This window comes from Nonomuraea sp. NPDC049684 (assembly GCF_044465345.1).
In the GTDB taxonomy this organism is placed as follows: domain Bacteria; phylum Actinomycetota; class Actinomycetes; order Streptosporangiales; family Streptosporangiaceae; genus Nonomuraea.
Genome location: NZ_JBITLO010000001.1, coordinates 1,011,951 through 1,034,838, shown reverse-complemented (window position 1 = coordinate 1,034,838; position 22,888 = coordinate 1,011,951). Strand labels below are relative to the sequence as shown.

Sequence of the window (22,888 nt, the reverse complement as noted above, 5' to 3'; positions counted from 1 at the left end):
CGCAACCGTGCGGTTCACGAACCTCGTGCCAAGGATGCGGAGGCGGCCTTGAGGAGGGTTTCGGCGGCGGCGGTGCGGGCGTACAGGACGGAGTGACCGGCGCGGTGGGCGCTGACCAGGCCCGCGTCGCGTAGCGCGGTGAGATGGCGGGAGACCCCGGCCGCGGAGAGCCCGGTGCGGCGGGCCAGTTCAGTGGTGGAGGCCGGGGCCTCCAGCTCGGCCAGCAGCAGGGTGCGCGAGCGGCCGAGTACGGGGGCGAGGGCGGCGGCCCCGACGGCGGGCCGAGCCTCCCACAGCCGGCCGACGCCGCGTGCGGGATAGGCGAGCTGCGGTGGCTCCGGCGGCCTCATCTTCGTACGCAGGCCGGGGCCGGTGAACGCCGAGGGGATGAGCAGCAGCCCAGGGCCCGCTGCCTCCCGGGGCAGGATTCGCTTCCACCGGGCCACCCTCAGCTCGTTGTCGTCCCACCTCACCGAGTCGTGCAGGTCGTTGAGCAGGTGGCCCGCGCCGTGCTCGGCGACCGTGCGGGCCCGGTGGAAGACGTCGGCGTCCAGCACGGCCCGGATCCGCGCCCAGTAGGGGGCAAGGGCCAGGTTCCAGTAGGTCTCGATCTCCTGGGTGAGCTTGGGCAGGCGGGCAGGCGGGTCGGCGTGCAGGGCCCGCAGGCGGGGGCCGAGACGCCCTTGGTGACGGGCGAGGTGATCGAGGTCCTGGCGTACCCGGTCGGCGGGCGAGGCAGTGATCGCCTCCCACTCCTGCGACGGGGCTGGCGCGGCCCCGCCGGGGGACGGGGTGAGGAAGTCCGGCACGTAGCCGGTGGGCGGGATCAGCTCGGCGAGCCACCCCCGGTCCAGCCCGGCGGCCACCATACGCGGCCGTACCTGGTCGATCCAGGCCCGATGGAGCGGGTGGGGCCTGCCGGACGTCAGCAGCCGGAAGCTGGGCGCCACCTCCCACATCGGTGAGACGACGAACCGGACCTGCGCCAGATCGTCCGCCGAGAACGCCAGCTCAGCCAGGACGACCGCTCCTCAATGGATTCCGGCATATGTGAATCAATGGCACGCCAGTCTACCGAGTGGAAATCATGCCGCCATGACCCCACAGACGATCTCCGCGACGGCATCGGGCACCTGGAGGCTCGGCGACCGCACGGTCAACCGGATCGGGTTCGGCGCGATGCGCCTGCCGCAGCACGGCGAGGCGCTCACGCCCGGCGCCGTCCCCCGCGACCGCGAGCAGGCGATCGGTGTGCTGCGCCGTGCGATCGAGCTCGGCGTGAACCACATCGACACGGCCGCGTTCTACTTCTCGTCGCGCCGCTCGGCCAACGAGCTGATCAACAGGGCCCTGGCCCCCTACCCGGACGACCTGGTCATCGCCACCAAAGTCGGGCCGAGCCGCGACCCCGACGGCAACTGGCTGCCGCACGCCACCCCCGGGCAACTGCGCGGCCAGGTCGAGGAGAACCTGCGTCAGCTCGGTCGCGACCATGTCGACGTGGTGAACCTGCGTATCGTCGGCGCCGGCTCCATCGCCGAACGCTTCGGCGCACTCGCCGACCTGCGCGACGCCGGGCTCATCCGCCACCTGGGCCTGTCCAACGTCCACCGCCACCATCTCGCCGAGGCCCAGGCCATCGCGCCGGTGGTCTGCGTCCAGAACATGTACGGCATCGGCGCAACGCCCGAGCAGGAGGAGCTCCTGCGCGTCTGCGGCGAACAGCGCGTCGCGTTCGTGCCGTTCTACTCGATCGCCGGCCACGGACGCACGGCCGGTGCGAGCACCGGCGAGAGCACCGGCGAGGTGCACGCGATCGCCCGCGCCCGCGGGGTGAGCACCGCCCAGGTCCGGCTGGCGTGGACGCTGCACCGCGGCCCGCACGTGCTGGCCATCCCCGGCACCGGCGACGTCGACCACCTGGTCCAGAACGTGGCCGCCGGAGCTCTGCGCCTGTCCGAGGACGAACTCGCCGTCCTGGACTCCCTCCACCACGAAACAGCGTGAAAAGCCCTGCTCGCCGGCCACCACGGTCGAGGCCAGGTGGTCGTTCGCGATCGGGCCTCGGCGGCCCGCCGAGGGTGTGGGCGACCGGGCGCAGCTCCACCGACAGGCTCGCGGCGTCCGGCGGGCCTCGTCGATCAGGCCGTTGGCGTGCAGGGCGAGGACCGGCAGGCCCTCGAACCGTCAAGCGTCCACCGCAGCCGGTCGCTCGGCACGACCTGCCCGCGCGCCGCCGCCGGGGCCCGCCCAGGGGCACGGGCTCGCCGCCGACCTCGGCCCAGAACGAGCCCAGCACCCGGACGAAGACCATGATCCGCACGTCCTGCGTGGACGTTCCAAATCGCTTCCAAATGCCTTCCAAACACCCAGGAGCAGCCTGAACACATCGCAACCGACGAAGGAGCGGGAACAGATGAGCGTCAACACCCAGGACATGGAGATCGTCCACCGCGTGCTCCGCCGTGAGTCACGGCTGCTGGTGGAGCTCGTCGCGGCCGTAGCCCCGGGTGACACCGCTCGCGCCAAGGTGATCGCCGGCCACTTCCGCGTCTACCGGCTGGGCCTGCGCAACCATCACGAGGGCGAGGACGAGCTGCTGTGGCCGCCCCTGCTGTCCCGGGTGGACCTGGAGGCCGACATCGTCCTGCGCATGGAGGCCCAGCACGAGCGCGTCGCGGCCACCCTGAGCAGGCTGGACGCCGCGGTCCCCGCCTGGGAGGCCACCGCGGGCGCCGACGAACGCGACACCCTCGTGGCCGCCCTCGCCGAGCACCGCGCGGTCCTGCTGGAACACCTCGACGACGAGGAGGCCACCCTCCTCCCGCTCGCGGCCAGGCACATCACCTCACAGGAGTGGGCCTCCCTGAGCGACCACCTGGTTGACAACACCCCCAAGCTCACCCTGCTCACGCTCTTCGGCGCCGTCCTGGAAGACGCGAACCCGGCCGAGCGCGCCCTCGTCCTCAGCGGCCTGCCCGCCCCGGTCCGCGCCATCTGGCACGTCGTCGGCCGCCCCCGCTACGCCCGCCACATCCGCCGCGTCCGCGGCTGAACCCCGCCCGTCCGTACGTAAAAGGAGAACGACCATGTCGCTGAAGAAGATCAACACCGTCCTGGCCGCCGTCGTCGTCCTGTTCGCCCTCTACCTCGGGTTGTCCTTCGTCCTGCCCCTCGGGACGACCTTCCCGGGGCTGGCGAACTGGCCCTCCGACGGCAGCGGCTTCTCCATCGTGAAGGGCAGCCGCGAGATCGGGATGGGCCTGGCCATGGGCGTCCTGCTGGTGACAGGCCACCGCCGCCCGCTGGGCTGGGTCCTGCTGATGATGGCCGTCACCCCGTTCGGCGACATGGTCAACGTCCTGGCGCATCACGGATCCACGGCCGCCGCGCTCGGCGTCCACGGCCTGACCGCGGCGCTGATGGCGATCACGGGGTTGCTGATCCTCCGCGAGACCAGCACCACCCCGGCGACCGCCGCGCAGCCCGCCTGACGTCCACACTTTCTGACAACTCGAATGAGGAGACGACAATGACGATCAACGACCTGAGCAGTGTTGTGAAGGGGCGCGTGCTCCTGCCCGGTGACGACGGCTTCGAACAGGCGGCCACCGCGTGGAATCTGACCGTCAGGCAGCCCGTGGCGGCCGTGGCGGAGGCCGCGGACGCCGATGACGTGGCGGCGCTCGTGCGATACGCCCGGCGGGCAGGCATGACGGTGACCGCGCAGCCGAGCGGGCACGGCGCGTCGGGTGATGTGGAAGGCCTGATCCTGTTGCGTACCGGCCGGTTGAACGACGTTGAGGTACGTCCGCAGGAGCGTGTGGTCCGGGTGGGCGCGGGCGCGAAGTGGGGGCAGGTGCTGGCGGCGGCCGGCCCGCTGGGTCTGACCGGCCTGTCCGGCAGCGCGCCGGGTGTCAGCGTGACGGGCTACACCCTGGGCGGCGGCGTCGGCTGGTTCAGCCGCAAGCACGGCTTCGCCTCCGACAGCGTGCGGGCCATCGACATCGTGGACGCCGACGGCGAGCCCGGCCGGGTGACCGCCGAGTCCGACCCAGACCTGTTCTGGGCGCTGCGCGGCGGCGGCGGCGACTTCGCCATGGTGACCGCCCTCGAACTGGAGCTGTATCCCGCGCCGGTCCTGTACGGCGGGCGCGTGATCTGGCCGGAGCACCGGACCAGGGAGGTGTTCGACGCGTTCCTGGAGATCACCGCCGAGGCGCCGCGTGAACTCAGCGTCTGGATCAACCGGTTCCAGCCGCCCGGCGCGCCGCCGATGGTGACGCTGGACGTGGCCTACCTGGGGGAGGCGGCGCAGGGGGAGGTCCTGCTGGCGCGCATCGACAAGATCGAGGGTGCGATCTCCGACAGCCGCGGCGTCGTCCCGATCGCCGACCTGGGCGGCATCACCGCCGAGCCCACCGCTCCGGCCCCGTCCATCGCCCGCGGGGAACTGCTCACCGGCCTGGACGCGGACGCGGTGGAGCTCCTGCTCGCCAAGCCGGTCGAACCGCTCATCAACCTGCAGATCAGGCACCTGGGCGGCGCGCTGGCGGAGCCGGGCGGCGGGGCCGGGGCGAGCGGCGCGGTGGTCGAGCCGTACCTGCTCGGGCTGCTGGGCCTCGGGCTGCCGCACGCGGCCGATGCGACGCGCGCCAGGCAGGCCGAAGTCGTGGCCGACCTGAAGGCATTTATCAGTGGCCGCAAGCCGTACACCCTTCTGTCCCCTGGTGAGACGGCGGCGCAGTCCTTCTCCGGCAGCGCGCTCGCGCGGCTGCGGGAGATCAAGCGGGCCCGTGACCCGCACAACGTGTTCCGCGCGAACTACCCCGTGCTCGGATAGAACGGTTCCCGGCAGACCGCGGCCCCTCCGCCCATCACGGCGGCGGGGCCGCACCACACCCCCGTGGCGGATGCCGCCCGGCATCGCTTGGTGAGCGCCGGCGGAAGCGGCGATCACATGAGAGCCACCTCGGTACGTGAGGCATGCAGCGTGGGCCGGGGGAAGGCGCATCCGGCGCGTGAACCGTCGTGACGGCGGACGCCGGACATTCGCGCTCACCCCAGACTCACGCGCACAGCCCTTCCGAAAGCGACCCGCAACGCCTTGTGCGCCGATCCGAGCATCAAGCTCACCGGCAGAGACACCCCGGACACCTCAGGGCCGCGCGCACCGAGGCGAATCACACCGCCGGCTTCTATCGATCCGCTGAAGAAGTCGATGATGGACTCCACCCGGTTGAGATCCCGATGGCAGGACTCGTCGCACAGGGCCAACAACGCCGGCAGGTACTGCCGGGCCTTCTCCAGATTCGACTTTATCTCCCTGGCTCTGGCCGCGTCCGCGTCGGTGAACTCGCCCTGCGGGTCGAGCTCGGCCACGTATTCCTGAAACTTGGCCTCGGCCTCCTGCACGAGCGCTATGGCAGTCATGTACAAATCAATCTGCTGGTCCAGGCGCCGGCGCTCCCGTTCGAGGTCACGTTCATGACTCCGAGCCCGCCCGGCCCGTGCGTTGTCCTCCGCGATCCTGTCTCGCTCGATCTCCAACTGGCGCTGCCATTGAATCGTGTCGCGTTCTCGCTGCTCATTCCACCGCAGCCTTTCGTGCTTCCACTGCAGACGCGTGATGAGTACGGAGCCGAGCAGGGAACTGACGGACCCCACGATCACCCCGAGAAACGCCATCCAGGCAGCCGTCATGCGGGCCAGTCTAAATTCGGCCCGTTTCGTCGTCATGCTGGGCGCAGCCGCGGCATTCAACCGCACCCTGCTCGACGAATGGGCCTACGCCCAGCCATACGCCTCAGATCGCCTGGTGGAGGGATCGCATACAAGGGATCATGTGTGTGGGCCGGGCTTCTGTCGGGACGCAGGGGGGCAGATCATGAACAGTTCCGACCGGCAGGCGGACGAGGTACGCCGACTACGGTCCGGTCTGCGGGCAGGCTTGGCGCGGTTGGCACGCGGCACTCGCACCGCGACTCCTCCGGCGGTCGTGGCGTTGCTGTGTGCGGGCGCGTTCGCGGAGTTCGGCGCGGGTCTGGGCGAGGCGGGGCTGGGAGTACTGGCCAACGTCGGCGCCAACACACTGACCGATGTCATCAAGAACGCCTTGGAGCGGGTCCGCGGCCGACCCGAGACCTCCTTCGAGGAGGAGCTGGCCGAGCAGTTGGAGGCCCGCCTGACGGCGGGCGACGCCGCGTTGAGCGCGGATATCGCCAAACTCCTGGAGCAGGTCGACGCGGGCAGTCTGGTGCTGGAGGCGATGCGGGCCGAGAACCGCGATGGCCTCGCCCACGCCCTGCAGGTGATGACGGAGCACTTCGGCGACTTGCGCTTCCTGGTCGGCTCGGTCCTGGACGGCTTCGACCGGCTGATCGGCGAGCAGGCCAGTCAGGGAGCGCTGCTACGCGCGGGTAGCCAGACGGCCCAGCAGCAGCTCGCAGAGCTGACGTTGATCCGCGACATGATCGCCCGGCTGCCGCAGTCCGGTCCCACCCCCAACCGCAGGCGCGGTCGTCCATCGCCGGGCCGCTCCGGCTGCCCGTACCGCGGACTGGAGCCGTTTCGGATCAGTGACGCCGACATCTTCTACGGTCGCGAGCAGTTGACCCACGACCTGGTTGCCGAAGTGGCCGCCCGGTCGGCCGGTGGTGTCGTGCTGGTGTCCGGGGTGTCGGGGGCGGGCAAGTCCTCGCTGTTGCGCGCCGGGCTGCTGCCGGCGCTGGCCCGGGGCGCGATCGACGGCTCGGCGCGCTGGCCGCAGCTTGTGCTCACCCCTGGCGGCGACGCGCTGACGGAGTTGGCGGCGCATTTGGCCGCGCTGGGGGGACGGGACGCAGCCGAGGTCCGCCACCAGCTGGCCTGCCGGCCGCACGACAGCGCGCTGACCGTACGGCAGGCGGTGCTGGCAGCAGCCCGGCACAGGCACGCCGACGGCCGCACCCAGGCCCGGCTGGTGCTGGTCGTGGACCAATTCGAGGAATTGTTCACCCACGCCGACGACGACGGCGGTTCGGCCGTGGCGGAGCGCGAGCGCCGCGCGTTCATCACCGCCCTGCACGCGATGAGCTCCAGCGGCGCTCCCCTTGAGCAGCCGCCGCCGGCCGTGGTGGTCGCGGCGGTCCGCGGCGACTTCACCGACCGGCTCGCCCTGTACCCGGAACTGGCCGCCGCGCTCGGCGACGGCCTGTTCGTCGTCGGCGCGATGAGCGAACCGGAGCTACGCCGTGCCATCATCGGCCCCGCCCACGCCGCCGGCCTGGAGATCGAGCCAGGGCTGACCGAGACGATCCTGGCCGACCTGCGCTCAGCCGACCATGGCCGCCGCTACGAGGCCGCCGCCTTGCCGCTGCTGTCCCAGGCGCTGCGCAACACTTACCACGAGAGTGACAAGCGCCACCTGACGCTGCGCGACTACGGCCGGTCCGGCAGCGTGACGGGCGCGGTCCGTCACAGCGCCGAGCACGTCTACCGGCAACTCACTCCCGCTCAGCGGCAGATCGCCCGCAAGGTGTTCACACGACTTGTCACCCTGTCGGCTCCCGGCGGGCCGGCACGCCGGACCGTCCCCCGCGCCCAGCTCGCCCAGCTGGCCCCTGAGGATCCGGTAGCGGTCGACGACGTGCTGGCCGCTTTCGCCGCCCAGCGGCTCATCGCCCTCAGCAAGACCACCAGCCGGTCACCTGCCGAGGACGAGACCGAGCCAGACACGCGGGAGGATCCCACCGAACCGCAGGTGCGGGTCGAGCCCGACTCCGCAGAGATCTCCCACGAGGTGATCCTGACCGCCTGGCCCAGGTTGCGCGACTGGCTCGATCCCTACCTGGACGCCAAGATCCTCATGGACCAGCTCGACAAGGACGCCGACGACTGGTCCGCCCACCCTCCGGGCGCCGGCAAACAAGCCCTGCTGTATCGCGGCCCCCGCCTGAGCGCGCTGCTGCAGCTCGAGCAACGCGCCCAGGCCGAACCGGACACCTTCCCCACCCCGCACGCCACCGGCCAGGCGTTCCTGGCCGCCAGCACCGCCCAAGCCACCCGCGCCACCCGCCTTCGCAGGGCCGCACTGACCGCCCTGTCGACCCTGCTGATCCTGGCCATCACCGCAGCCGCCGTGGCGGTCCGCGCCCAGCGGAACGCCGACCTGCAGCGCGACGCCGCCGTGTCCCGCCGCCTGGCCGAGCGAAGCCAGAGCCTCGCCGCCGACCACACTCTCACCAGCGACCCTGCCCTTCCCGCGCTGCTCGCTGCCGCCGCCGGGGTGATCAGCCGCACCCCAGAGGCCCGGGCCGGCATGCTCAACATCCTCCGTCACCCCTACCGAGGGAACTTGGAGGTGCGGGCCGACCATGTGGCGTTCAGTCCCGACGGCCGCATCTTGGCCTCCGCGTGTTACGACGGCACCGTTCGGCTGTGGGACGTGACCACCCGAGCCCCGATCGGCGCCCCCATCAAAGCCCACACCGGAAGGGTGCAGTCGGTGGCGTTCAGCGCCGACGGCCGTACCCTGGCCTCCGGCGGCGTCGATGACGGCATCGTACGACTGTGGGACGTGACCACCCGAGCCCCGATCGGCGCCCCCATCAAGGCCCACACCAGGGTGTGGTCGGTGGCCTTCAGCGCCGACGGCCGTACCCTGGCCTCGGCCGGTGTCAATGACGGCACCATACGACTGTGGGACACCACCACCCAAGCCGCTGTCGGCAACCCCGTCAAAGCCCGCACCAGGGGGTGGCCGGTGGCCTTCAGCCCCGACGGCCGTACCCTGGCCACCGCCTACGGAGATGGCATCGTACGGCTGTGGGACGTGACCACCGGAGCCCCGATCGGCAATCCCGTCAAAGCCCATACCACGTCGGTGACGGCGATGGCGTTCAGCGCCGACGGCCGCACCCTTGCCTCCACTGACGGAGACACCGCCATAAGGCTGTGGGACACCGGCACCCGAGCCCTGATCGGCCCTCCCATGGAAGACGCCACACTGTGGGTGTGGTCGGTGGCATTCAGTCCTGACGGCCGTATCCTGGCCTCCGCGGGTGCCGACGGCACCGTACGGCTGTGGGACACCACCACCCATACCCCGATCGGCGCCCCGATCAAGGGGCACGCCGGGATGGTGTCGTCGATGGCGTTCAGCCCTGACGGCCGCACCCTGGTCACCACCGGCTACAACGGCATATGGCTGTGGGACACCACCATCCGAACCGCCGTCGGCGATCCCGTCAAGGCCCACACCGGGTCGGTGTGGTCGGTGGCGTTCAGCCCTGACGGCCGCACCCTGGCCACCACCGGCGGCGACGGCATCGTACGGCTGTGGGACACCGTCACCCGAGCCGCGGTCGGCGATCCCGTCAAGGCCCACACCGGGTCGGTGTGGTCGGTGGCGTTCAGTCCTGACGGCCGAACCCTGGCCACCGCCGGCGATGACGGCATCGTACGGCTGTGGGACACCGCCACCCGAGCCGCGGTCGGCGACCCCATCAAACCCCACACCGGGTCGGTGCGGTCGGTGGCGTTCAGCCCCGACGGCCGCACCCTGGCTACCGCCGGCGACGGCAGCACCGTACAGCTATGGGATGTGTGGCTTCCTGATGATTCGCATCTTCTCGCGGCCGTGTGCGGCGTTGCCGCTCACTCACCCACCCGGGACGAATGGGCCAAATACATACCCGAGCTGAGCTTCCGGCCCGTCTGCCAGAAGTAGACACCTGATCCGGCCACACGGAAGGGCCAAGCGGGCGCAATGGATCAAGATCTCTATCTCCGGGCTGGGCCCACTGCCAGACGTGGGGCCAGGAGCGGAGGGGCATGCCCACCGTGACCGGCGGTGGATCTGAGCGGCCTGGCGTTGCGCGACTCGATGAGCATCGGCGTGCGGGTGCTGCTGCTTCGCCAAAGCCCCTGGGCTGCTTCAGAGGAGCGGCGGGGGTGGTGCTCGGCAGCGTGTTCAGGCGGTTGCTGACGCTGCCGAGCGTGTCCGGGACGATGGCGGACCCTTCCTGGGCCGTGCCGTCGCTGTCTTGTCCGGTCGGTGGCTCCGGTGAAGAGGCGAGCCCACCGGTTCGATCGGCCCCGGGGCAGTTCGATGACCTCGCCCCCTCCGTTCTCAGCCGGCGGGTGAGGCCGGCTTGCCGAGCACCTCGGTGAGAGCCGAGATGCTGTGGTCGCCGTGGCCCGCCTCGGCGGCTCGCCTCAGCAGGTCGTTCAGCGGGCCGAGCCAGGCCACGTCGACGTTCGTCTCCCGGGCGAGGTCCTCGTCGTGGGCCGCTCCGGCCAGGAAGAGGTTCACGGAGGAGGCGGCGTCGCTGTAGTCACCGCTGTCGATCTCGCCGGCGTACACCGGGAGCAGGGACTTGATCATGTCCAGCCACTTGCCGGTGAAGCGCACCATGCTGCCCGCCGGAAGCCCGCGCGCCCGCAGGGCGGCGGCGCCCTGGAAGAAGCCGACGAGGGCGGGCAGCAGGAGTGCGCCCACCGCCATCTCGTACAGGGCGGCCAGGTCGATCTCGTCGCCCAGATGGACGGTGTCGCCGCCCAGCACCGTCAGCGTCGGCTCGCAGGCATCGAAGACGGCCCTATCCCCGCTGTAGTAGACCAGGGTGTCCGGCGCCCCCACCGCCGCGGGCACGTTCTTGACCGCGCCGTCGAGGTAGCGGGCCCCGTGGGCGCCGGCCCAGGCGGCCGTCTCCCTGGCGCCGGCCGGGGAGCCGCTGTTCAGGGTGACCAGGGTGCGCCCCGGCAGGGCGGCGGCGACCGGTTGCAGGAGCTGGCGGGTGTCCTCGTACGTGGTCAGGCAGGTGATGATCAACGGGCTCGCCGCCACGGCGTCCTCGATCGTCTCCGCGTGGATCGCGCCCCTGGCGGCCAGGCGGGCGGCCCTGTGCGGCGTACGGTTCCACACCGTCGTGGGACGCCCTGCCCTGATGAACGCCTCGGCGATGGCCGTACCCATGGAGCCCAGCCCGATGACGGTCACCTTGTCGTCTGTCATTGCGTGTTCCTCTGGTGATGCGTGGTGCGTGGTGGTTGGTCAGTGGTGAACGGTCACCGCGTGCTTGCCGGCGCCCTGCGGGGACGTCTTCCTGTCCCGGTGCAGCAGCAGGAGCAGCGCCGTCGCGAGCCCGGCCAGCGCGAAGACCGCGGTGGCCAGGAAGCCGGCCTGGAATCCGTCGTTCAGGCCCTCGGCGTCGGCGCCCGTCGTGGAGGCGAAGGCGACGGACGAGGCGATCGCGATGCCGAGCGCGGCCCCGATCTGGAAGACGGCGTTGTTGATGCCGGAGACCAGGCCGGACTCCTCGGGCTTGGCGCCGGTGAGCGAGGCGATGGAGGCGGCGACGTTCGTGCTGCCGATGCCGGAGCCGAAGATGACCAGGCCGAAGAACAGGTCGCTCCAGTAGCCGCCGTCGGGGTCGATCCCGGTCAGCAGCAGCAGGCCGCCGGCCAGCAGCGTCATGCCCACGATCGCGATGGGCTTGTAGCCGACCTTGGCGACCAGGCGGGCGCTGACGTTCGCGCCGATGATCGACATGACCGCGTAGACCGCGGTGCTGAGCCCGAACTTCACCGCGCTGTAGCCGAGCACCTGCTGGGCGTAGAGCGAGGTGATGAGCGCACCGCCGTACACCGCCATGGCGACGATGAGCATCAGCATGTTGCCGCCGACCACGGTCGGCGAGCGGAAGATCCGCAGCGGCACCAGCGGGGCCTGCGACCGGTTCTCGATCACGGTGAAGATCACCAGCAGGACGGCGGCGCCGACGAGCATGCCGATGGTCTGACCGCTGCCCCAGCCGACCAGCGGCGCCTCGGAGACGGCGTAGACCAGCAGGGCGATGGCGGCGGTGACGGTCACCGCGCCCGCCGGGTCGAAGCGGCGGCGGCCTTCCCGGACCGGCGTCGTCCTGAGCAGGCGGGGGCCGAGGACCAGGACCGCCACGACGACCGGGACGTTGATGTAGAAGATCCACTCCCAGCCGAGCCCGTCGGTGATCGGGCCGCCGATGAGCAGCGCCGCGGTCGCGCCGAAGGCGCCGACGCCGGTCCAGATGCCCAGCGCCTTGTTACGCTCGGGCCCCTCGGCGAAGGTGTGCATGAGCACCGCCATCGCGGTCGGCGTCATGATCGCCGCGGCGACGCCCTGGACGATCCTGGCGGTGATCAGCACCGAGTCGTCCCAGGCCAGGCCGCACAGCACCGAGGCCAGGCCGAACAGGGCGGTGCCGAACAGGAACATCCGACGGCCGCCGAGCAGGTCGGCGGTGCGCCCGCCGAACATCAGCAGGCCGCCGAAGCTCAGCAGGTACGCGCTCATCACCCACTGGGCGCCGCCCGGGGAGAAGCCGAGTTCGCTCTCGATGGAGGGCAGGGCCAGCATGACGATCTGGGAGTCGACGATGACCATGAAGAAGGACGCCACCAAGAGGGTCAGCGCCAGCCATCTCCGTGGATCGGGGGCTTCCAGAGGTTCGAGAGGTGTCATTTTTCCTCTTCTGAGATGTATCAGGGCAGCGCGAAGCCGCCCCGTGGGGATGTCGAGCCTGGTGAGGGCTACTGCGGAGGGGCGATCCTCGCGGCCAGGCACATGCGATCGAGCGCGTTCGCGACGGACACGGCCATGATCAGATTCGCGAGGTTGTAGGGACCGAGCAGGTTCTCCGCCACGCCGTACACGTCGTCGGGCACGCCGTCGGCCGGGAGCTTGGTCATGGTTTCGGCGAGGGCCAGGGCCGCCCGTTCCGAGTCGGTGAACCGGGGCGAGTCGCGCCAGCCCGCCAGCTCGTTCAGCCGCTCCTGCCGCTCGCCCAGGCGGATCGCCTCCGCGGAACGCAGGGCCAGGAAGTACGCGCAGCCGTTGAGCTGGGCGACCCGGATGCGCGCCAGTTCGCGCAACCGGTCATCGCACAGTCCCTCGCGCCGCAGCACGTCCTCCAGTTCGGTGATCAGGCTGACGGCTCGTGGCGACGCTGCCGCCAGTTCGATGCGCTGCCTGGTCATCGTGTCGTCCAGTCCTTCGTCGTCGGTAGGTCGTCCGCCTGAAGCAGTGTGAATCCGGCAGACGGTCATGAACAACGGCAAAGTTCTCACCTTTCGGTAAGGTGCCCTTACCGAAAGGGGGCGCCGGTGAACTGGCAGGAGCTGGAGACGTTCCTGGTGCTGGCCGAGGAGCTGCATTTCGGCCGTACGGCCGACCGGCTGCACGTGTCACGCGCCCGGGTCAGCCAGATGACCCAGGCCCTGGAACGCCGGGTCGGCGGCGCCCTGTTCGAGCGCACCAGCCGCCGGGTGGCGCTGACCCCCTTGGGCAGGCAACTGCGTGAGGACCTCGGCCCGCACTGCCACGGGGTCCTCGAAGCCCTGGCCAAGGCGTCGCAGACCGCGCGCGGCACCCGCGACGTGCTGCGCGTGGGCTTCTCCAGCCCGCTGGCCAGCGAGCGGGTCATGGCCGTGGTCGAGGCCTTCCGGGCCTCGCATCCGGGGTGCGAGGTGCAGATCCGCGAAGTCCACCTGTCCGACAGGTACGGCGCGCTGCGCCGGGGCGAGCTGGACCTCCAGGTGATCGAACTGCCCGTGGACGAGCCCGACCTGACCGTGGGCCCGGTGCTCGTGCGCGACCCGACCATGCTCGCCGTCGCCGCCTCGCACCGCCTGGCCGGCCGTACGTCGATCTCCATCGAGGATCTCGCGGGTGAGAATCTGCGGCTCATCGACGGCATGCCGGGCTATTTCCAGGCGCGTCACCTGCCTGATCGCACCCCGGCCGGGCGGCCCATCCATCACTCGACCACGACGAAGTACTGGCAGGAACTGCTCGCCCTCGTCGCGGCGGGGGAGGGCGTCACGATCGCCGCCGCCCAGGGCACCCGCTACTATCCCCGGCCCAACCTGGTCTACGTCCCCTTCCACGACGTCGGGCCGTTCGAGTACGCGCTGATCTGGCGTACGGCGAGCGTCTCCGCCAAGGCCCGCGCCTTCACCAGGGTGGCGGTGGAGACGCACGCCTCCAAGGCTTGACCGGCGCACGCCGTGCCGGGGTGTCGGCGGTCAGCGTTCTGAGGACGCCTGGAAGGCAGGTCACGGTCTGCGCAGTCAGCCCCGCCCCGCGCCCGCCGCAGGCAGTGACCCGCGACGAGCCGCATTCGGCAACCGAGCTTGCGGGGGCGTCGCCGTCCCTCCACCACCGCCGCCATGGCCGGCACCTACCTCGGCGCCACGAGCGCGCTCAAACGGGGACGAGGAGCCCCGGGACGGCGACCCGTGCCGACCCGTGCGGCGCCGACGCCGAGGGCATGGCCGCCGCGCTCGACGCCTCGCTGACGGCCAGGCTGGAACGCCTGAAGAGGACGGCTGAGAACGCCTGAGCAGCGGGTCAGGCGAGGATGTCGGCGGCTGCCTTCCGGAGGGCCTCGCCGGCGTTCGTGACGGGGTCGCCGTGGCCCACGCAGGCCGTCCGGACGTCCAGTTCGGCCAGCCGCCGGAACGAGCGGAGCATCTCTTCACGGTCCATGTTGAACACTCCGGGCATGACCAGCCCGGACACGTGCGCCACGGTGTCGCCCGTGAAGAGGATTCCGTGCTCCGGCAGGTGGAGGGCGATGCTGCCGGCGGTGTGCCCGGGGGTGGCGATCACCCGGGCCCCGCCCCCGAAGGCGATCACGTCGCCGTCCTCGAGCTCGCGGTCCACCCGGCACGGCGGCGCGGGCGGCAGCAGGTCGGCGCCCAGACTGCGATGCAGGGCCCGTTCCTCGTCGGTGAAGTTCGGCGGAGGGGCGGGCGCGTCCCCCCGGATCACCGGGGCCTCCAGGCGATGGGCCAGCACCGTGACCTCGCCCCACGCCGTCACGTCCGCCGCGCCGCCGCAGTGGTCCTCGTGGTAATGGGTGAGGACGACCCGCCGGACGGCGTCGGTGCGCAGCCCGAGCCGGCCGATCGCCTCGGCGATCTCCCCGGCCGAGGTGGCGATGCCCGTGTCCACCAGGGTGAGCACACCGTCGTCGTTCCACAGGTACGCCTGCCCGAACGTCAGCCGCAGCAGGTGCAGGCGCCGGTCGACCTCCACGACCTCCATCGCGGGACCCCCTCTCATCAGCACGGATGTCAGGGAACAGGTAACCGGTCCACCGGCGGCACTGTCCAACACCCATGGGACCGCGGATTGACAACCGATGGTTGTCGATGCAGGGTCTGGGCGTGGAAGCAGACATCTCCGGCGTACGCGCCTTCATCGCGACCGCCGAGGAACTGCACTTCGGCAGGGCCGCCGCGCGCATGTTCATCACCCAGCAGGCGTTGTCGAAACGCGTCCGCAGGCTGGAGGACGCCCTCGGCACGCCGCTGTTCGAACGGACCACCCGGTCCATCGAGCTGACCGCCGCCGGAAGGCGGTTCCTGCCCTTGGCCGTGGCCGCGGTGGCGGCGTTCGACGAGGCCGTGGGGGCGGTCCGCGTGGTGGACAGCCCCGTCCGCGTGGACGTCTACGACGAGCGCTTCACGCCCCTGCGCATGGTCAGGGAGGCGAGCGAGCGCGACCCGCGGCTGCGCGTGGAGGTGAGCATGCGGCAGGGGCTGGCGGTGGCGCTGCCGGCGCTGCGCCGCCAGGAGATCGACGCGGCCTTCGGACGGGCGCGCGACCTGCCGTGGCCAGAAGAGCTGGCCCAGCGGCTGGTCCACCTGGAGCCCCTGGCCGCGTTCGTCCCGGAGGATCACCCGCTCGCGCACCTGAGAGAGCTGCGGCCCGCCGACCTGCGGGCGGGCGGTATCGCGATGCCTGATCCGGCGGGCGCCGCCGAATGGCGCGCCTACCTGAGACGCCTCGCCGACCGCCTCGGCGTCCCCTTGCGCTTCACCGAGCCCGCCATCGGCCAGGGGCACCTGGTCCAGCAGTTCCTCCGCGAGAAGAGCGCCGTCGGCCTGGGGGAGTGGAGCATCGACGCGACGGGGAGCGGGCTGCGCCGCATCCCCATCGTGGACCCGATCCCCCTCCTGCCATGGTGGGTGGTCTGGCACCGCCGTAACCCGCACCCGCTGCTCCGTACGCTGCTCGGTCAGCTCCCACGCGTGAGCCCGCCGGGCCCGTCGGAGGGGCGGTACTGGATCCCCGACGCCGACCGTGCCCTCCCGTAGGGTCGCCCGGCGCCTCTACGGGCGGACTCCGGCCAGCGGTCCGCCTGACCGGTCAGGGGAAGCGTGCGGTCACGGTCAGTCCGCCGCCGGGGCGCGGGACGGCGGACAGGTCCGCGCCGTGGGCCTCGGCGACGGCCCGGACGATCGCCAGCCCCAGGCCGTGGCCCCCGGCGGTGTGGGTGCGCTGGGGGCTGAGCCGCTGGAACGGCTGGAACAACCGGTCCAGGTCGTCCGCCCGGACGGCCGGGCCGGTGTTGCCGATCGACAGACCGTCGGGCCCGGTGGCGATCGTGACGCTCCCGCCGGGGATGTTGTGGAGGAGGGCGTTGTCGACCAGGTTGCCGATCATGCTGGCGAGGAGGTCCGGGTCGCCGCTCACCGGCGCGGGGTCCAGGGACGCCTCGACGGTGAGGCGCGTCGGCCGGGAGAGCAGGACTTCGCGGGTGATGCCGGCCAGGTCGACCGGCTGCCGGTGTTCGAGGCCGCGCTGCCCTTCGGCCAGGACGAGGAGGGCGTCGATCAGCCGCTCCTGCCGTACGCCGAGGTCGAGGGCCTCCTCGCACACCGCCCGCAGCCCATCGGCCGTCGCGCCGGGGTCGGCGAGCGCGACCTGCAGGACGGCCCGCTGCCCGGCCAGCGGGGTCCGCAGTTCGTGCGAGGCGTTGGCCACGAAGTGCCGCTGCGCCGCAAAAGCGGAGTCCAGTCGCGCGAACAGGTCGTCCAGCGTGCGGGCCAGCCTGGTCAGCTCGTCGTCGGGTCCCCGCAGGCCGAGCCGCCGGTTGAGGTTCGTCGCGGAGATCTCCGTGGCGGTCACGGTCATCGCGCGCAGCGGCCGCAGGAAGCGCCCGGCCAGCCACCACGCGGCCACCACGGAGAGGGCCGCCACGACGGCCGCGGTGACGGCGAGCGCTGCGTCGACCTGCTGCGCGCCCGTGTCGGGCGGCGGTACGGCGTCGCCCGCCCGCAGCCGGTCCTGACCCCTGCCGAACAGGAACCCGACCAGCAGCAGCATCGGAACCGCCACCGCCAGCACCAGCCCGGCGTACAGCGCCGTGAGCTGGACCCGCAGGGAGGGCCGGCTCATCGCGGGAGTCCGATCCGGTAGCCGCCCTCGCGGACGGTCTCGATCACCGGCGGATCGCCGAGCTTGATCCGCAACCGCCGCACCGTCGTCTTGACCGCCGTGGTGAACGGGTCCGCCTGCTCGTCCCAGACCCGCTCCAGAAGCTCCTCCGCCGGGACGACCCGGCCGCCGGCGGCCAGCAGGCAGCGCAGCAGCGCGAACTCCTTCGGCGTCAGCTCCAGAGGGCGCCCGCCACGCGAGGCCACCCGCCTGCCGGGGTCCAGCGTGAGCTCGCCCATCCGCAGCACCGGCGGCACGGCGGGCGCGGAACGCCGGCCGAGCGCGTGCACCCGGGCGACCAGCTCGGCGAAGTCGAACGGCTTGGGCAGGTAGTCGTCGGCCCCCAGCCCCAGCCCCTCGACCCGGTCCCGCACGGTGCTCGCGGCCGTGAGCATCAGCACCCGCGACCCGGCCCCGCCTGCGGCGATCTCGCGGCAGACGTCGTCGCCGTGGGTGCCGGGCAGGTCGCGGTCGAGCACCACGACGTCGTAGCGGACCACGGCCAGGTGGGCCAGCGCGTCGTCGCCGTCCAGCACCACGTCGACCGCCATGCCCTCGCGGCGCAACCCGGTGCCGATCGTACGGGCCAGCACCTCGAAGTCCTCGACCACCAGAACGCGCATGCCGTTCACGATGCCAGGGATCCGGTGTCACCGGGGTGACACCGGGCCTGCCGTACAACCGTGGGCATGACAGACGCACGATGGACGCGGCGCAGGGCGCTGGCCGTGACGGGAGCCGGTGCGGCGCTCGGCGGGCTGCTGCCCGCCGGGCGGGCGGGGGAGAGCAGCAGGCCGACGTCGGCCACGGACTTCGCCCGTGGGGTGCTCGCGGGCTTCGACCATCACCGGCTCGTGGCGATCGGTGAGGCGCACGGCCAGCAGGAGCACGGCGACGCGCTGCAGCTCCTGCTGGCCGACCCGCGGCTGCCGGAGGTGGTCGACGACGTCGTCGTCGAGTTCGGCAACGCGCGCCACCAGCCGGTCGTCGACCGGTTCGTCGCCGGCGGGGCGGTCGACGACGCGACGCTGCGCAAGGTGTGGCGCGACACCACGCAGTCGCCCGCGGGCACCGGCGACCAGCCGATCAGGGAGCAGTTCTTCCGCACGGTCCGCGCCGTCAACTGGACGCTGCCGCCGCAGCGGCGGATCCGGGTGCTGCTCGGCGATCCGCCGATCGACTGGTCCAAGATCAGCACGCAGGCGCAGGTGGACGCGCTCCTTGAGCAGCGCGACGCGTTCGCGGCGTCCCTGGTGGAGCGGGAGGTGCTGGCCAAGGGGCGCCGGGCGCTGATCTGCTACGGCAGCGGGCACGTCCTGCACGGCAGCGCGGACCACGTGGTCGCGCTGATCGAACAGCGCACCGGCAGCCGCGTCCACGTCATCGTGTCCGGCACGCATCCCCGCCTGGCGGGGCATCCCCGGCGCACGGTGATCCCGTGTGCGGGCACCTGGCTGGCATCCGTCGACGCCGGGCAGTTCATGGACGCGCCGCCACTGTGCGGGCAGCCGCTGGGGAAGGTCGCCGACGCCGTGCTGTACCTCGGCCGGCCGTCGGACCTGACCCGGTCGCTGTGGAATCCCGCGATCTTTCTCGACCCGGTGTACTGGGCGGAACTGCGGCGGCGCAACGCGATCAACGGCAACCACCTCGACCTGGAGCAGTACCGGCGACAGCAGCCGATCGGCTGGTCCGAGGGGCCGCCCGCGGGCTGCGGTTAGGGAGTGTCCCGCCGATCATTTCCTGGTCTGGCGGACGATGTCGCGGCGCCGGTCCCCCTGGCAGGGCAAGGGGCAGGTCGAGGATCGTCGGTGGCGAGCTTGCCGCCTACGGGTCCGATTTCCGCCGGATGCATTCTGTCCGGAGCGGACATGATGAGCGCATGACGGCAGAAGCGATGACGAATGACGGTCCGGTTTCGGGTGGCGACGAGGGCAGGAGCTCACTGGCGGTGCTGGAGAGGTTCTACCGGGCGGAGGTCGCCTACATCGCCGCAGGGGGCCTCGGCAAGGCCGACTTCGGCCGGCTTGCCGAGTGCCTGGACCCAGAGGTCGTGATGTACCAGGCGGACTCCCTGCCCTACGGGGGCATCTGGCGCGGGCCGAGCGGCATCGAGCAGTTCATGGCCGCCATGAGCGAGGCATGGCAGTCCCTGGAGTTCCTGGAGCAGAAGTACGTGGTCGACGGCGGCAGTGTCGTGGTCTGGAACCGCGGCATCCTGCGCGCCCGCGCCACCGGCCGGGCCTTGGAGACCTCGGTGATGCAACTCATGACGATCAAGAACGACCGCATCACCGAGATACACCCGTTCTACCTGGACACTTCTGCGGTCCTGCACGCCCTGCGCCCGGACGGCGACGTCTAGCCCGGCTGCTGAGCGGGCGCGGCCGGGGCGGTGGCGATCTCGCCCGCTTGCCACCACTGCTGGAGAAGGGGTGTGAAGACACCCGAGCTGAAGATCGTCGCCGATGCTGCCGCGATCGTGGCACGGGGAGTCCGGGAACGAGGTCTTCGGCCGTCTCACGCATCTCGGGTCATGAGTGCCAATGGCCTGGCTGCGTTGTGCGCGGCGGCCGTCCTGACTGCGCCGTGCCCCCGCCGCGAGGTGCGTCCGCGCCGACTCCCACCTCTCCAGTCGTCGCCGCGGCAAGCCCCGAACCCTCTCCAGTACGTACGGCCCAGGGGCGCGGGTGGCGGCTTGAGCACGTCGGCGCCCAGCGCGGAACCCGGCTGAAGGCGGTCGCGGATCGTCCGGCGTCAGCGCGTCCGGCTCCGGCGGCAGGGACGGAATCGTTCTGGTCGACGGGGACGCCGTCCAGGCCGGCTTGAGCGGGACCGTTCAGGAGTCTCCGCGGTGAGCGCGCTGCCCGGAACGGCACGGTCTACGCAGTCGGTCTCGCCTATGGCAACGCCGGTTCGCCATCCCCGCAAGACGAACGACGGATGAAACATGACACAAGGCGTCGGGTTTCCGGGCGATCATCAACGCACCGGTCCGCGCCGATGTGCGCGAAGCCCCGGAGAGATCTGATCAAGCGGCCGCGTAGTGGCGGAATCAACGTGTTCGACATGGGCGGGAGTTCGTCCGCCTGTGTTCTGTTGTGTTGCGAGAGGGTGGATCAAGGTTGACTGCGTTCGTACGGGACGTCGCCGGCATGGGGCGAGAGGCCATCGAGGTGGTGGGGGCTCGTACCAACAATCTGCGGGACGTGTCGGTGAGCATCCCCAAGGGGTGGCTCACCGCCTTCACCGGGGTGAGCGGCAGCGGCAAGACGTCGCTGGCCATCGACACCCTGCACAACGAGGCCCAGCTGCGCTATCTGGAGGGGCTTTCGCCGTTCGTGCGGCAGTACATCACCCAGCGCAACCGGCCGAAGGTCGACCGCATCCTGGGACTGGGCGCGACGCTCGCCGTCGACCAGCGCCGCCTGAACCGCAACCCCCGGTCCACGGTCGCGACGATCACCGGCATCGACGGACACCTGGGACTGCTGTACTCGCGCCTTCCGGCGATCGGCGCGGACCCGGCGGCGCAGAGCGTCAACGGGCATCTGACGACCGCCCATTTCGACCGCAACACCCCGGAAGGCAGCTGCCCGGACTGTCACGGCGTGGGCGGGCGCTGGCAGGCGCAGGAGGACCTGATCATCACCCGTCCGGAGCTTCCCCTCTTCGAGGGGGCCTCGCCCTGGTACGCCAAGTGGCGGTCGGGGGAGCACGCGTTCGTGCCGGCGCTCGCCGACAAGCGCGGCGTGGACCTCGGCCTGCCATGGCGGTCGCTGCCGGAGGAGTTCCGCCACTGCGTGCTGTACGGCACAGGTGAGGAGAAGGTCGAGGCGACCGTCGACATGACCAGCAAGAAGGAGACGGTCTCGGTCACCTACACCTCCAGCCAGCCGCTGCGGGGCGCGCTGGCCGAGGTGGAGCGGGTGTTCCTGAACGCCCAGACCGCCAGCGCCAAGCAGCGCTACCTGCCGTACATGCGCAAGCAGCCGTGCGGCACCTGCGGCGGCAGCGGGTACGACGAGGTGGCCCGGTCCGTACGGCTCGGCGGGCTGGCCTTTCCCGACCTGCTCCAGGTGGACGTGCGGGAAGTCCGCGGCTGGGCCGAGCGGGTGGCCGGCGACCTGGACGCCCGGCAGCGCGAGGTGGGCGAGCCGCTGCTGCAGGACCTGGGCCGCAGACTCGGCATCCTCGACCGCCTCGGCCTGGCCCACCTCCAGCTGTCCCGGAGCGCGGCGACACTGTCCGGGGGCGAGTTGCAGCGAACCCGGCTCGCCGCGCAGCTCAGCACCGAGCTGAGCGGCATCGTCTTCGTCCTGGACGAGCCCGGCACCGGGCTGCATCCGGCGGACAAGGCGCACCTGCTCGACATCGCCCTGGAACTGCGCAAGGCCGGCAACACGGTGCTCCTGGTCGAGCACGACCCCGAACTGATCGCCCGCGCCGACTGGGTGATCGACATGGGCCCCGGCGCGGGCCGCCTGGGCGGTGAGATCCTGGTGTCGGGGCTTCCCTCCGACGCGGCCGCCCACCCCACCTCACTGACCGGACGCTACCTGGCCGGTGAGGGGCCACGGCTGCGCCGGACCCGCCGTCCGGCCGGGGATGACACCGGCTGGGTGGCGCTGCACGGCCTGCGCGCGCACAACGTGACCGCAGACCTGGTGCATTTCCCCGCCGGCCGGCTCACCTGCCTGACCGGGGTGAGCGGCAGCGGCAAGAGCAGCCTGCTCGCCGCGCTCGCGGCGAGCGTGGAGGCCGCTTTGAACGGGACGACGGTCGACACCGTGCGGCAGGTGACCGGCCTGGAGGGGTTCGACTGGGTCGCCGTCGTCGATCAGGAACCGCTCGGGCGCACGCCGCGATCCAACCCGGCCACCTACAGCAAGGCGTTCGACGTCGTCCGCAAGCTGTTCGCCGAAACCGACCTGGCACGCGCACGCGGGGTCAACGCGTCCTGGTTCAGCTTCAACACCGCGGGCGGTGGCCGCTGCGAGCCCTGCACCGGTTACGGCCGCAAGCTGGTCGACATGCACTTCCTGCCGGATGTGTGGGTGGTCTGCGACGCATGCCAGGGGCGGCGCTACACGCCGGAGGCCCTGGAGATCGAGTACCAGGGACTGGCCATCGATCAGGTGCTGGAGCTGACCGTCGCCGAGGCGGTGGAGCGGTTCACGAAACCCCGGCAACTCGCTGAAACCCTGGGAGCCTTGAACCAGGTCGGGCTCGGCTATCTGCAGCTCGGCCAGAGCGCCACGGAGTTGTCCGGCGGCGAGGCGCAGCGGCTGAAGCTGGCGTCGGCCATCCAGCGCGGCGCCGCGGGGCGCAAGGCCGGTCTGGTCGTTCTCGACGAACCCGTCTCGGGCCTGCACCCCTCTGACATCCAGCGGGTGGTGGACGCGTTCGACGTGTTGCTCGACTCGGGCAACACCGTCGTCGTGGCCGAACATGACATCCCGGTCGCCGCGTCCGCGGACTGGGTGATCGACCTGGGGCCGGGAGCCGGTCCGGACGGGGGCGCGGTGATCGCGGAGGGCACCCCGGACACCGTCGCAACCGCGAACACACCGACCGCCGGCTTCTTCCGGCGGTACGCGGCGGGCCTGCCGCTCCTGGGCCCCACCGTCGCGCCTTGAC

18 protein-coding genes are annotated in these 22,888 nt (G+C 71.4%); 10 read left to right on the top strand and 8 right to left on the bottom strand.

All coding sequences use genetic code 11. The annotated features are described in order from the left end of the window. Positions 1-14 precede the first annotated feature (14 nt). On the bottom strand, positions 15-959 hold the full coding sequence (locus ACIBST_RS04580; RefSeq protein WP_397169084.1) for a DUF5937 family protein: 945 nt from the start codon (positions 957-959) through the stop codon (positions 15-17). Positions 960-1,095: 136 nt separating this feature from the next. Between ACIBST_RS04580 and ACIBST_RS04575 the strand changes: the two genes are divergently transcribed. The 4 genes from ACIBST_RS04575 to ACIBST_RS04560 all read left to right on the top strand — a co-directional run bounded on the left by ACIBST_RS04575 (position 1,096) and on the right by ACIBST_RS04560 (position 4,843). Beyond that, positions 1,096-2,007: an oxidoreductase gene (locus tag ACIBST_RS04575; RefSeq protein ID WP_397169082.1), complete on the top strand. Its 912-nt coding sequence runs from the start codon at positions 1,096-1,098 to the stop codon at positions 2,005-2,007. A gap of 409 nt (positions 2,008-2,416) precedes the next feature. Beyond that, on the top strand, positions 2,417-3,055 hold the full coding sequence (locus ACIBST_RS04570; RefSeq protein ID WP_397169080.1) for a hemerythrin domain-containing protein: 639 nt from the start codon (positions 2,417-2,419) through the stop codon (positions 3,053-3,055). Between the two features lie 34 nt (positions 3,056-3,089). Continuing rightward, positions 3,090-3,494 (top strand): DUF4267 domain-containing protein, encoded by a 405-nt coding sequence (locus ACIBST_RS04565; RefSeq protein WP_397169079.1) that lies wholly within the window; start codon positions 3,090-3,092, stop codon positions 3,492-3,494. A gap of 38 nt (positions 3,495-3,532) precedes the next feature. After that, a complete protein-coding gene (locus tag ACIBST_RS04560; RefSeq protein ID WP_397169077.1) occupies positions 3,533-4,843 on the top strand; it encodes an FAD-binding oxidoreductase in 1,311 nt (436 codons plus the stop codon). Between the two features lie 215 nt (positions 4,844-5,058). Here the strand turns inward: ACIBST_RS04560 and ACIBST_RS04555 are convergent, their stop codons facing one another. Beyond that, positions 5,059-5,703, bottom strand: a complete 645-nt coding sequence (locus ACIBST_RS04555) for a hypothetical protein (RefSeq protein WP_397169075.1) — start codon at positions 5,701-5,703, stop codon at positions 5,059-5,061. Here ACIBST_RS04555 and ACIBST_RS04550 point away from each other — a divergent pair. Then, entirely contained in the window at positions 5,702-9,709 is a 4,008-nt protein-coding gene (locus ACIBST_RS04550; RefSeq protein ID WP_397169073.1) for an AAA family ATPase, read from the top strand. The two genes, ACIBST_RS04555 and ACIBST_RS04550, sit on opposite strands and share 2 nt — an antisense overlap. Positions 9,710-10,111: 402 nt before the next feature. Here the strand turns inward: ACIBST_RS04550 and ACIBST_RS04545 are convergent, their stop codons facing one another. The 3 genes from ACIBST_RS04545 to ACIBST_RS04535 all read right to left on the bottom strand — a co-directional run bounded on the left by ACIBST_RS04545 (position 10,112) and on the right by ACIBST_RS04535 (position 12,999). After that, entirely contained in the window at positions 10,112-10,996 is an 885-nt protein-coding gene (locus ACIBST_RS04545; RefSeq protein WP_397169071.1) for an NAD(P)-dependent oxidoreductase, read from the bottom strand. A gap of 39 nt (positions 10,997-11,035) precedes the next feature. Continuing rightward, positions 11,036-12,484: an MFS transporter gene (locus ACIBST_RS04540; RefSeq protein WP_397169070.1), complete on the bottom strand. Its 1,449-nt coding sequence runs from the start codon at positions 12,482-12,484 to the stop codon at positions 11,036-11,038. A 68-nt stretch (positions 12,485-12,552) separates the two neighbouring features. Then, positions 12,553-12,999, bottom strand: coding sequence for a carboxymuconolactone decarboxylase family protein (locus tag ACIBST_RS04535; protein WP_397169068.1), 447 nt, complete (start codon positions 12,997-12,999; stop codon positions 12,553-12,555). 126 nt (positions 13,000-13,125) lie between these two features. On the opposite strand from ACIBST_RS04535, the gene ACIBST_RS04530 reads away from it, so the two are divergent. Beyond that, positions 13,126-14,016 carry a LysR family transcriptional regulator gene (locus ACIBST_RS04530; RefSeq protein ID WP_397169066.1) on the top strand — a complete coding sequence of 297 codons (891 nt, stop codon included), beginning with the start codon at positions 13,126-13,128 and terminating at the stop codon, positions 14,014-14,016. A gap of 355 nt (positions 14,017-14,371) precedes the next feature. Here the strand turns inward: ACIBST_RS04530 and ACIBST_RS04525 are convergent, their stop codons facing one another. Next, positions 14,372-15,088 (bottom strand): MBL fold metallo-hydrolase, encoded by a 717-nt coding sequence (locus ACIBST_RS04525; protein ID WP_397169065.1) that lies wholly within the window; start codon positions 15,086-15,088, stop codon positions 14,372-14,374. Positions 15,089-15,192: 104 nt separating this feature from the next. Between ACIBST_RS04525 and ACIBST_RS04520 the strand changes: the two genes are divergently transcribed. Then, positions 15,193-16,125, top strand: coding sequence for a LysR family transcriptional regulator (locus ACIBST_RS04520; RefSeq protein WP_397169063.1), 933 nt, complete (start codon positions 15,193-15,195; stop codon positions 16,123-16,125). Positions 16,126-16,177: 52 nt separating this feature from the next. Here ACIBST_RS04520 and ACIBST_RS04515 read toward each other — a convergent pair whose 3' ends face one another. Both ACIBST_RS04515 and ACIBST_RS04510 read right to left on the bottom strand, forming a co-directional pair. Then, positions 16,178-17,209, bottom strand: coding sequence for a sensor histidine kinase (locus tag ACIBST_RS04515; RefSeq protein ID WP_397169061.1), 1,032 nt, complete (start codon positions 17,207-17,209; stop codon positions 16,178-16,180). Next, the gene (locus tag ACIBST_RS04510) at positions 17,206-17,871 is read right to left on the bottom strand and encodes a response regulator transcription factor (RefSeq protein WP_397169059.1); all 666 of its coding nucleotides are present in this window, start codon (positions 17,869-17,871) and stop codon (positions 17,206-17,208) included. The genes ACIBST_RS04515 and ACIBST_RS04510 overlap by 4 nt, the downstream gene beginning before the upstream one ends. A 66-nt stretch (positions 17,872-17,937) precedes the next feature. Here ACIBST_RS04510 and ACIBST_RS04505 point away from each other — a divergent pair, with 66 nt between their 5' ends. The 3 genes from ACIBST_RS04505 to ACIBST_RS04495 all read left to right on the top strand — a co-directional run bounded on the left by ACIBST_RS04505 (position 17,938) and on the right by ACIBST_RS04495 (position 22,887). Next, complete coding sequence (locus ACIBST_RS04505) at positions 17,938-18,969, top strand: hypothetical protein (protein WP_397169057.1); 1,032 nt, start codon at positions 17,938-17,940, stop codon at positions 18,967-18,969. 161 nt (positions 18,970-19,130) lie between these two features. After that, a complete protein-coding gene (locus ACIBST_RS04500) occupies positions 19,131-19,613 on the top strand; it encodes a nuclear transport factor 2 family protein (protein WP_397169055.1) in 483 nt (160 codons plus the stop codon). Between the two features lie 760 nt (positions 19,614-20,373). Then, positions 20,374-22,887 (top strand): excinuclease ABC subunit UvrA, encoded by a 2,514-nt coding sequence (locus tag ACIBST_RS04495; protein WP_397169054.1) that lies wholly within the window; start codon positions 20,374-20,376, stop codon positions 22,885-22,887. Position 22,888: the final 1 nt, after the last annotated feature.

Bases quoted from the DNA above. Each gene is read 5' to 3' on its own strand.
- ACIBST_RS04575 (WP_397169082.1), top strand. From the start codon at position 1,096: ATGACCCCACAGACGATCTCCGCGACGGCATCGGGCACCTGGAGGCTC.
- ACIBST_RS04525 (WP_397169065.1), bottom strand. From the start codon at position 15,088: ATGAGAGGGGGTCCCGCGATGGAGGTCGTGGAGGTCGACCGGCGCCTG.
- ACIBST_RS04555 (WP_397169075.1), bottom strand. From the start codon at position 5,703: ATGACGGCTGCCTGGATGGCGTTTCTCGGGGTGATCGTGGGGTCCGTC.
- ACIBST_RS04560 (WP_397169077.1), top strand. From the start codon at position 3,533: ATGACGATCAACGACCTGAGCAGTGTTGTGAAGGGGCGCGTGCTCCTG.
- ACIBST_RS04505 (WP_397169057.1), top strand. From the start codon at position 17,938: ATGACAGACGCACGATGGACGCGGCGCAGGGCGCTGGCCGTGACGGGA.
- ACIBST_RS04570 (WP_397169080.1), top strand. From the start codon at position 2,417: ATGAGCGTCAACACCCAGGACATGGAGATCGTCCACCGCGTGCTCCGC.
- ACIBST_RS04535 (WP_397169068.1), bottom strand. From the start codon at position 12,999: ATGACCAGGCAGCGCATCGAACTGGCGGCAGCGTCGCCACGAGCCGTC.
- ACIBST_RS04540 (WP_397169070.1), bottom strand. From the start codon at position 12,484: ATGACACCTCTCGAACCTCTGGAAGCCCCCGATCCACGGAGATGGCTG.
- ACIBST_RS04500 (WP_397169055.1), top strand. From the start codon at position 19,131: ATGACGGCAGAAGCGATGACGAATGACGGTCCGGTTTCGGGTGGCGAC.
- ACIBST_RS04565 (WP_397169079.1), top strand. From the start codon at position 3,090: ATGTCGCTGAAGAAGATCAACACCGTCCTGGCCGCCGTCGTCGTCCTG.
- ACIBST_RS04510 (WP_397169059.1), bottom strand. From the start codon at position 17,871: ATGCGCGTTCTGGTGGTCGAGGACTTCGAGGTGCTGGCCCGTACGATC.
- ACIBST_RS04550 (WP_397169073.1), top strand. From the start codon at position 5,702: ATGCGGGCCAGTCTAAATTCGGCCCGTTTCGTCGTCATGCTGGGCGCA.
- ACIBST_RS04515 (WP_397169061.1), bottom strand. From the start codon at position 17,209: ATGAGCCGGCCCTCCCTGCGGGTCCAGCTCACGGCGCTGTACGCCGGG.
- ACIBST_RS04580 (WP_397169084.1), bottom strand. From the start codon at position 959: ATGTGGGAGGTGGCGCCCAGCTTCCGGCTGCTGACGTCCGGCAGGCCC.
- ACIBST_RS04545 (WP_397169071.1), bottom strand. From the start codon at position 10,996: ATGACAGACGACAAGGTGACCGTCATCGGGCTGGGCTCCATGGGTACG.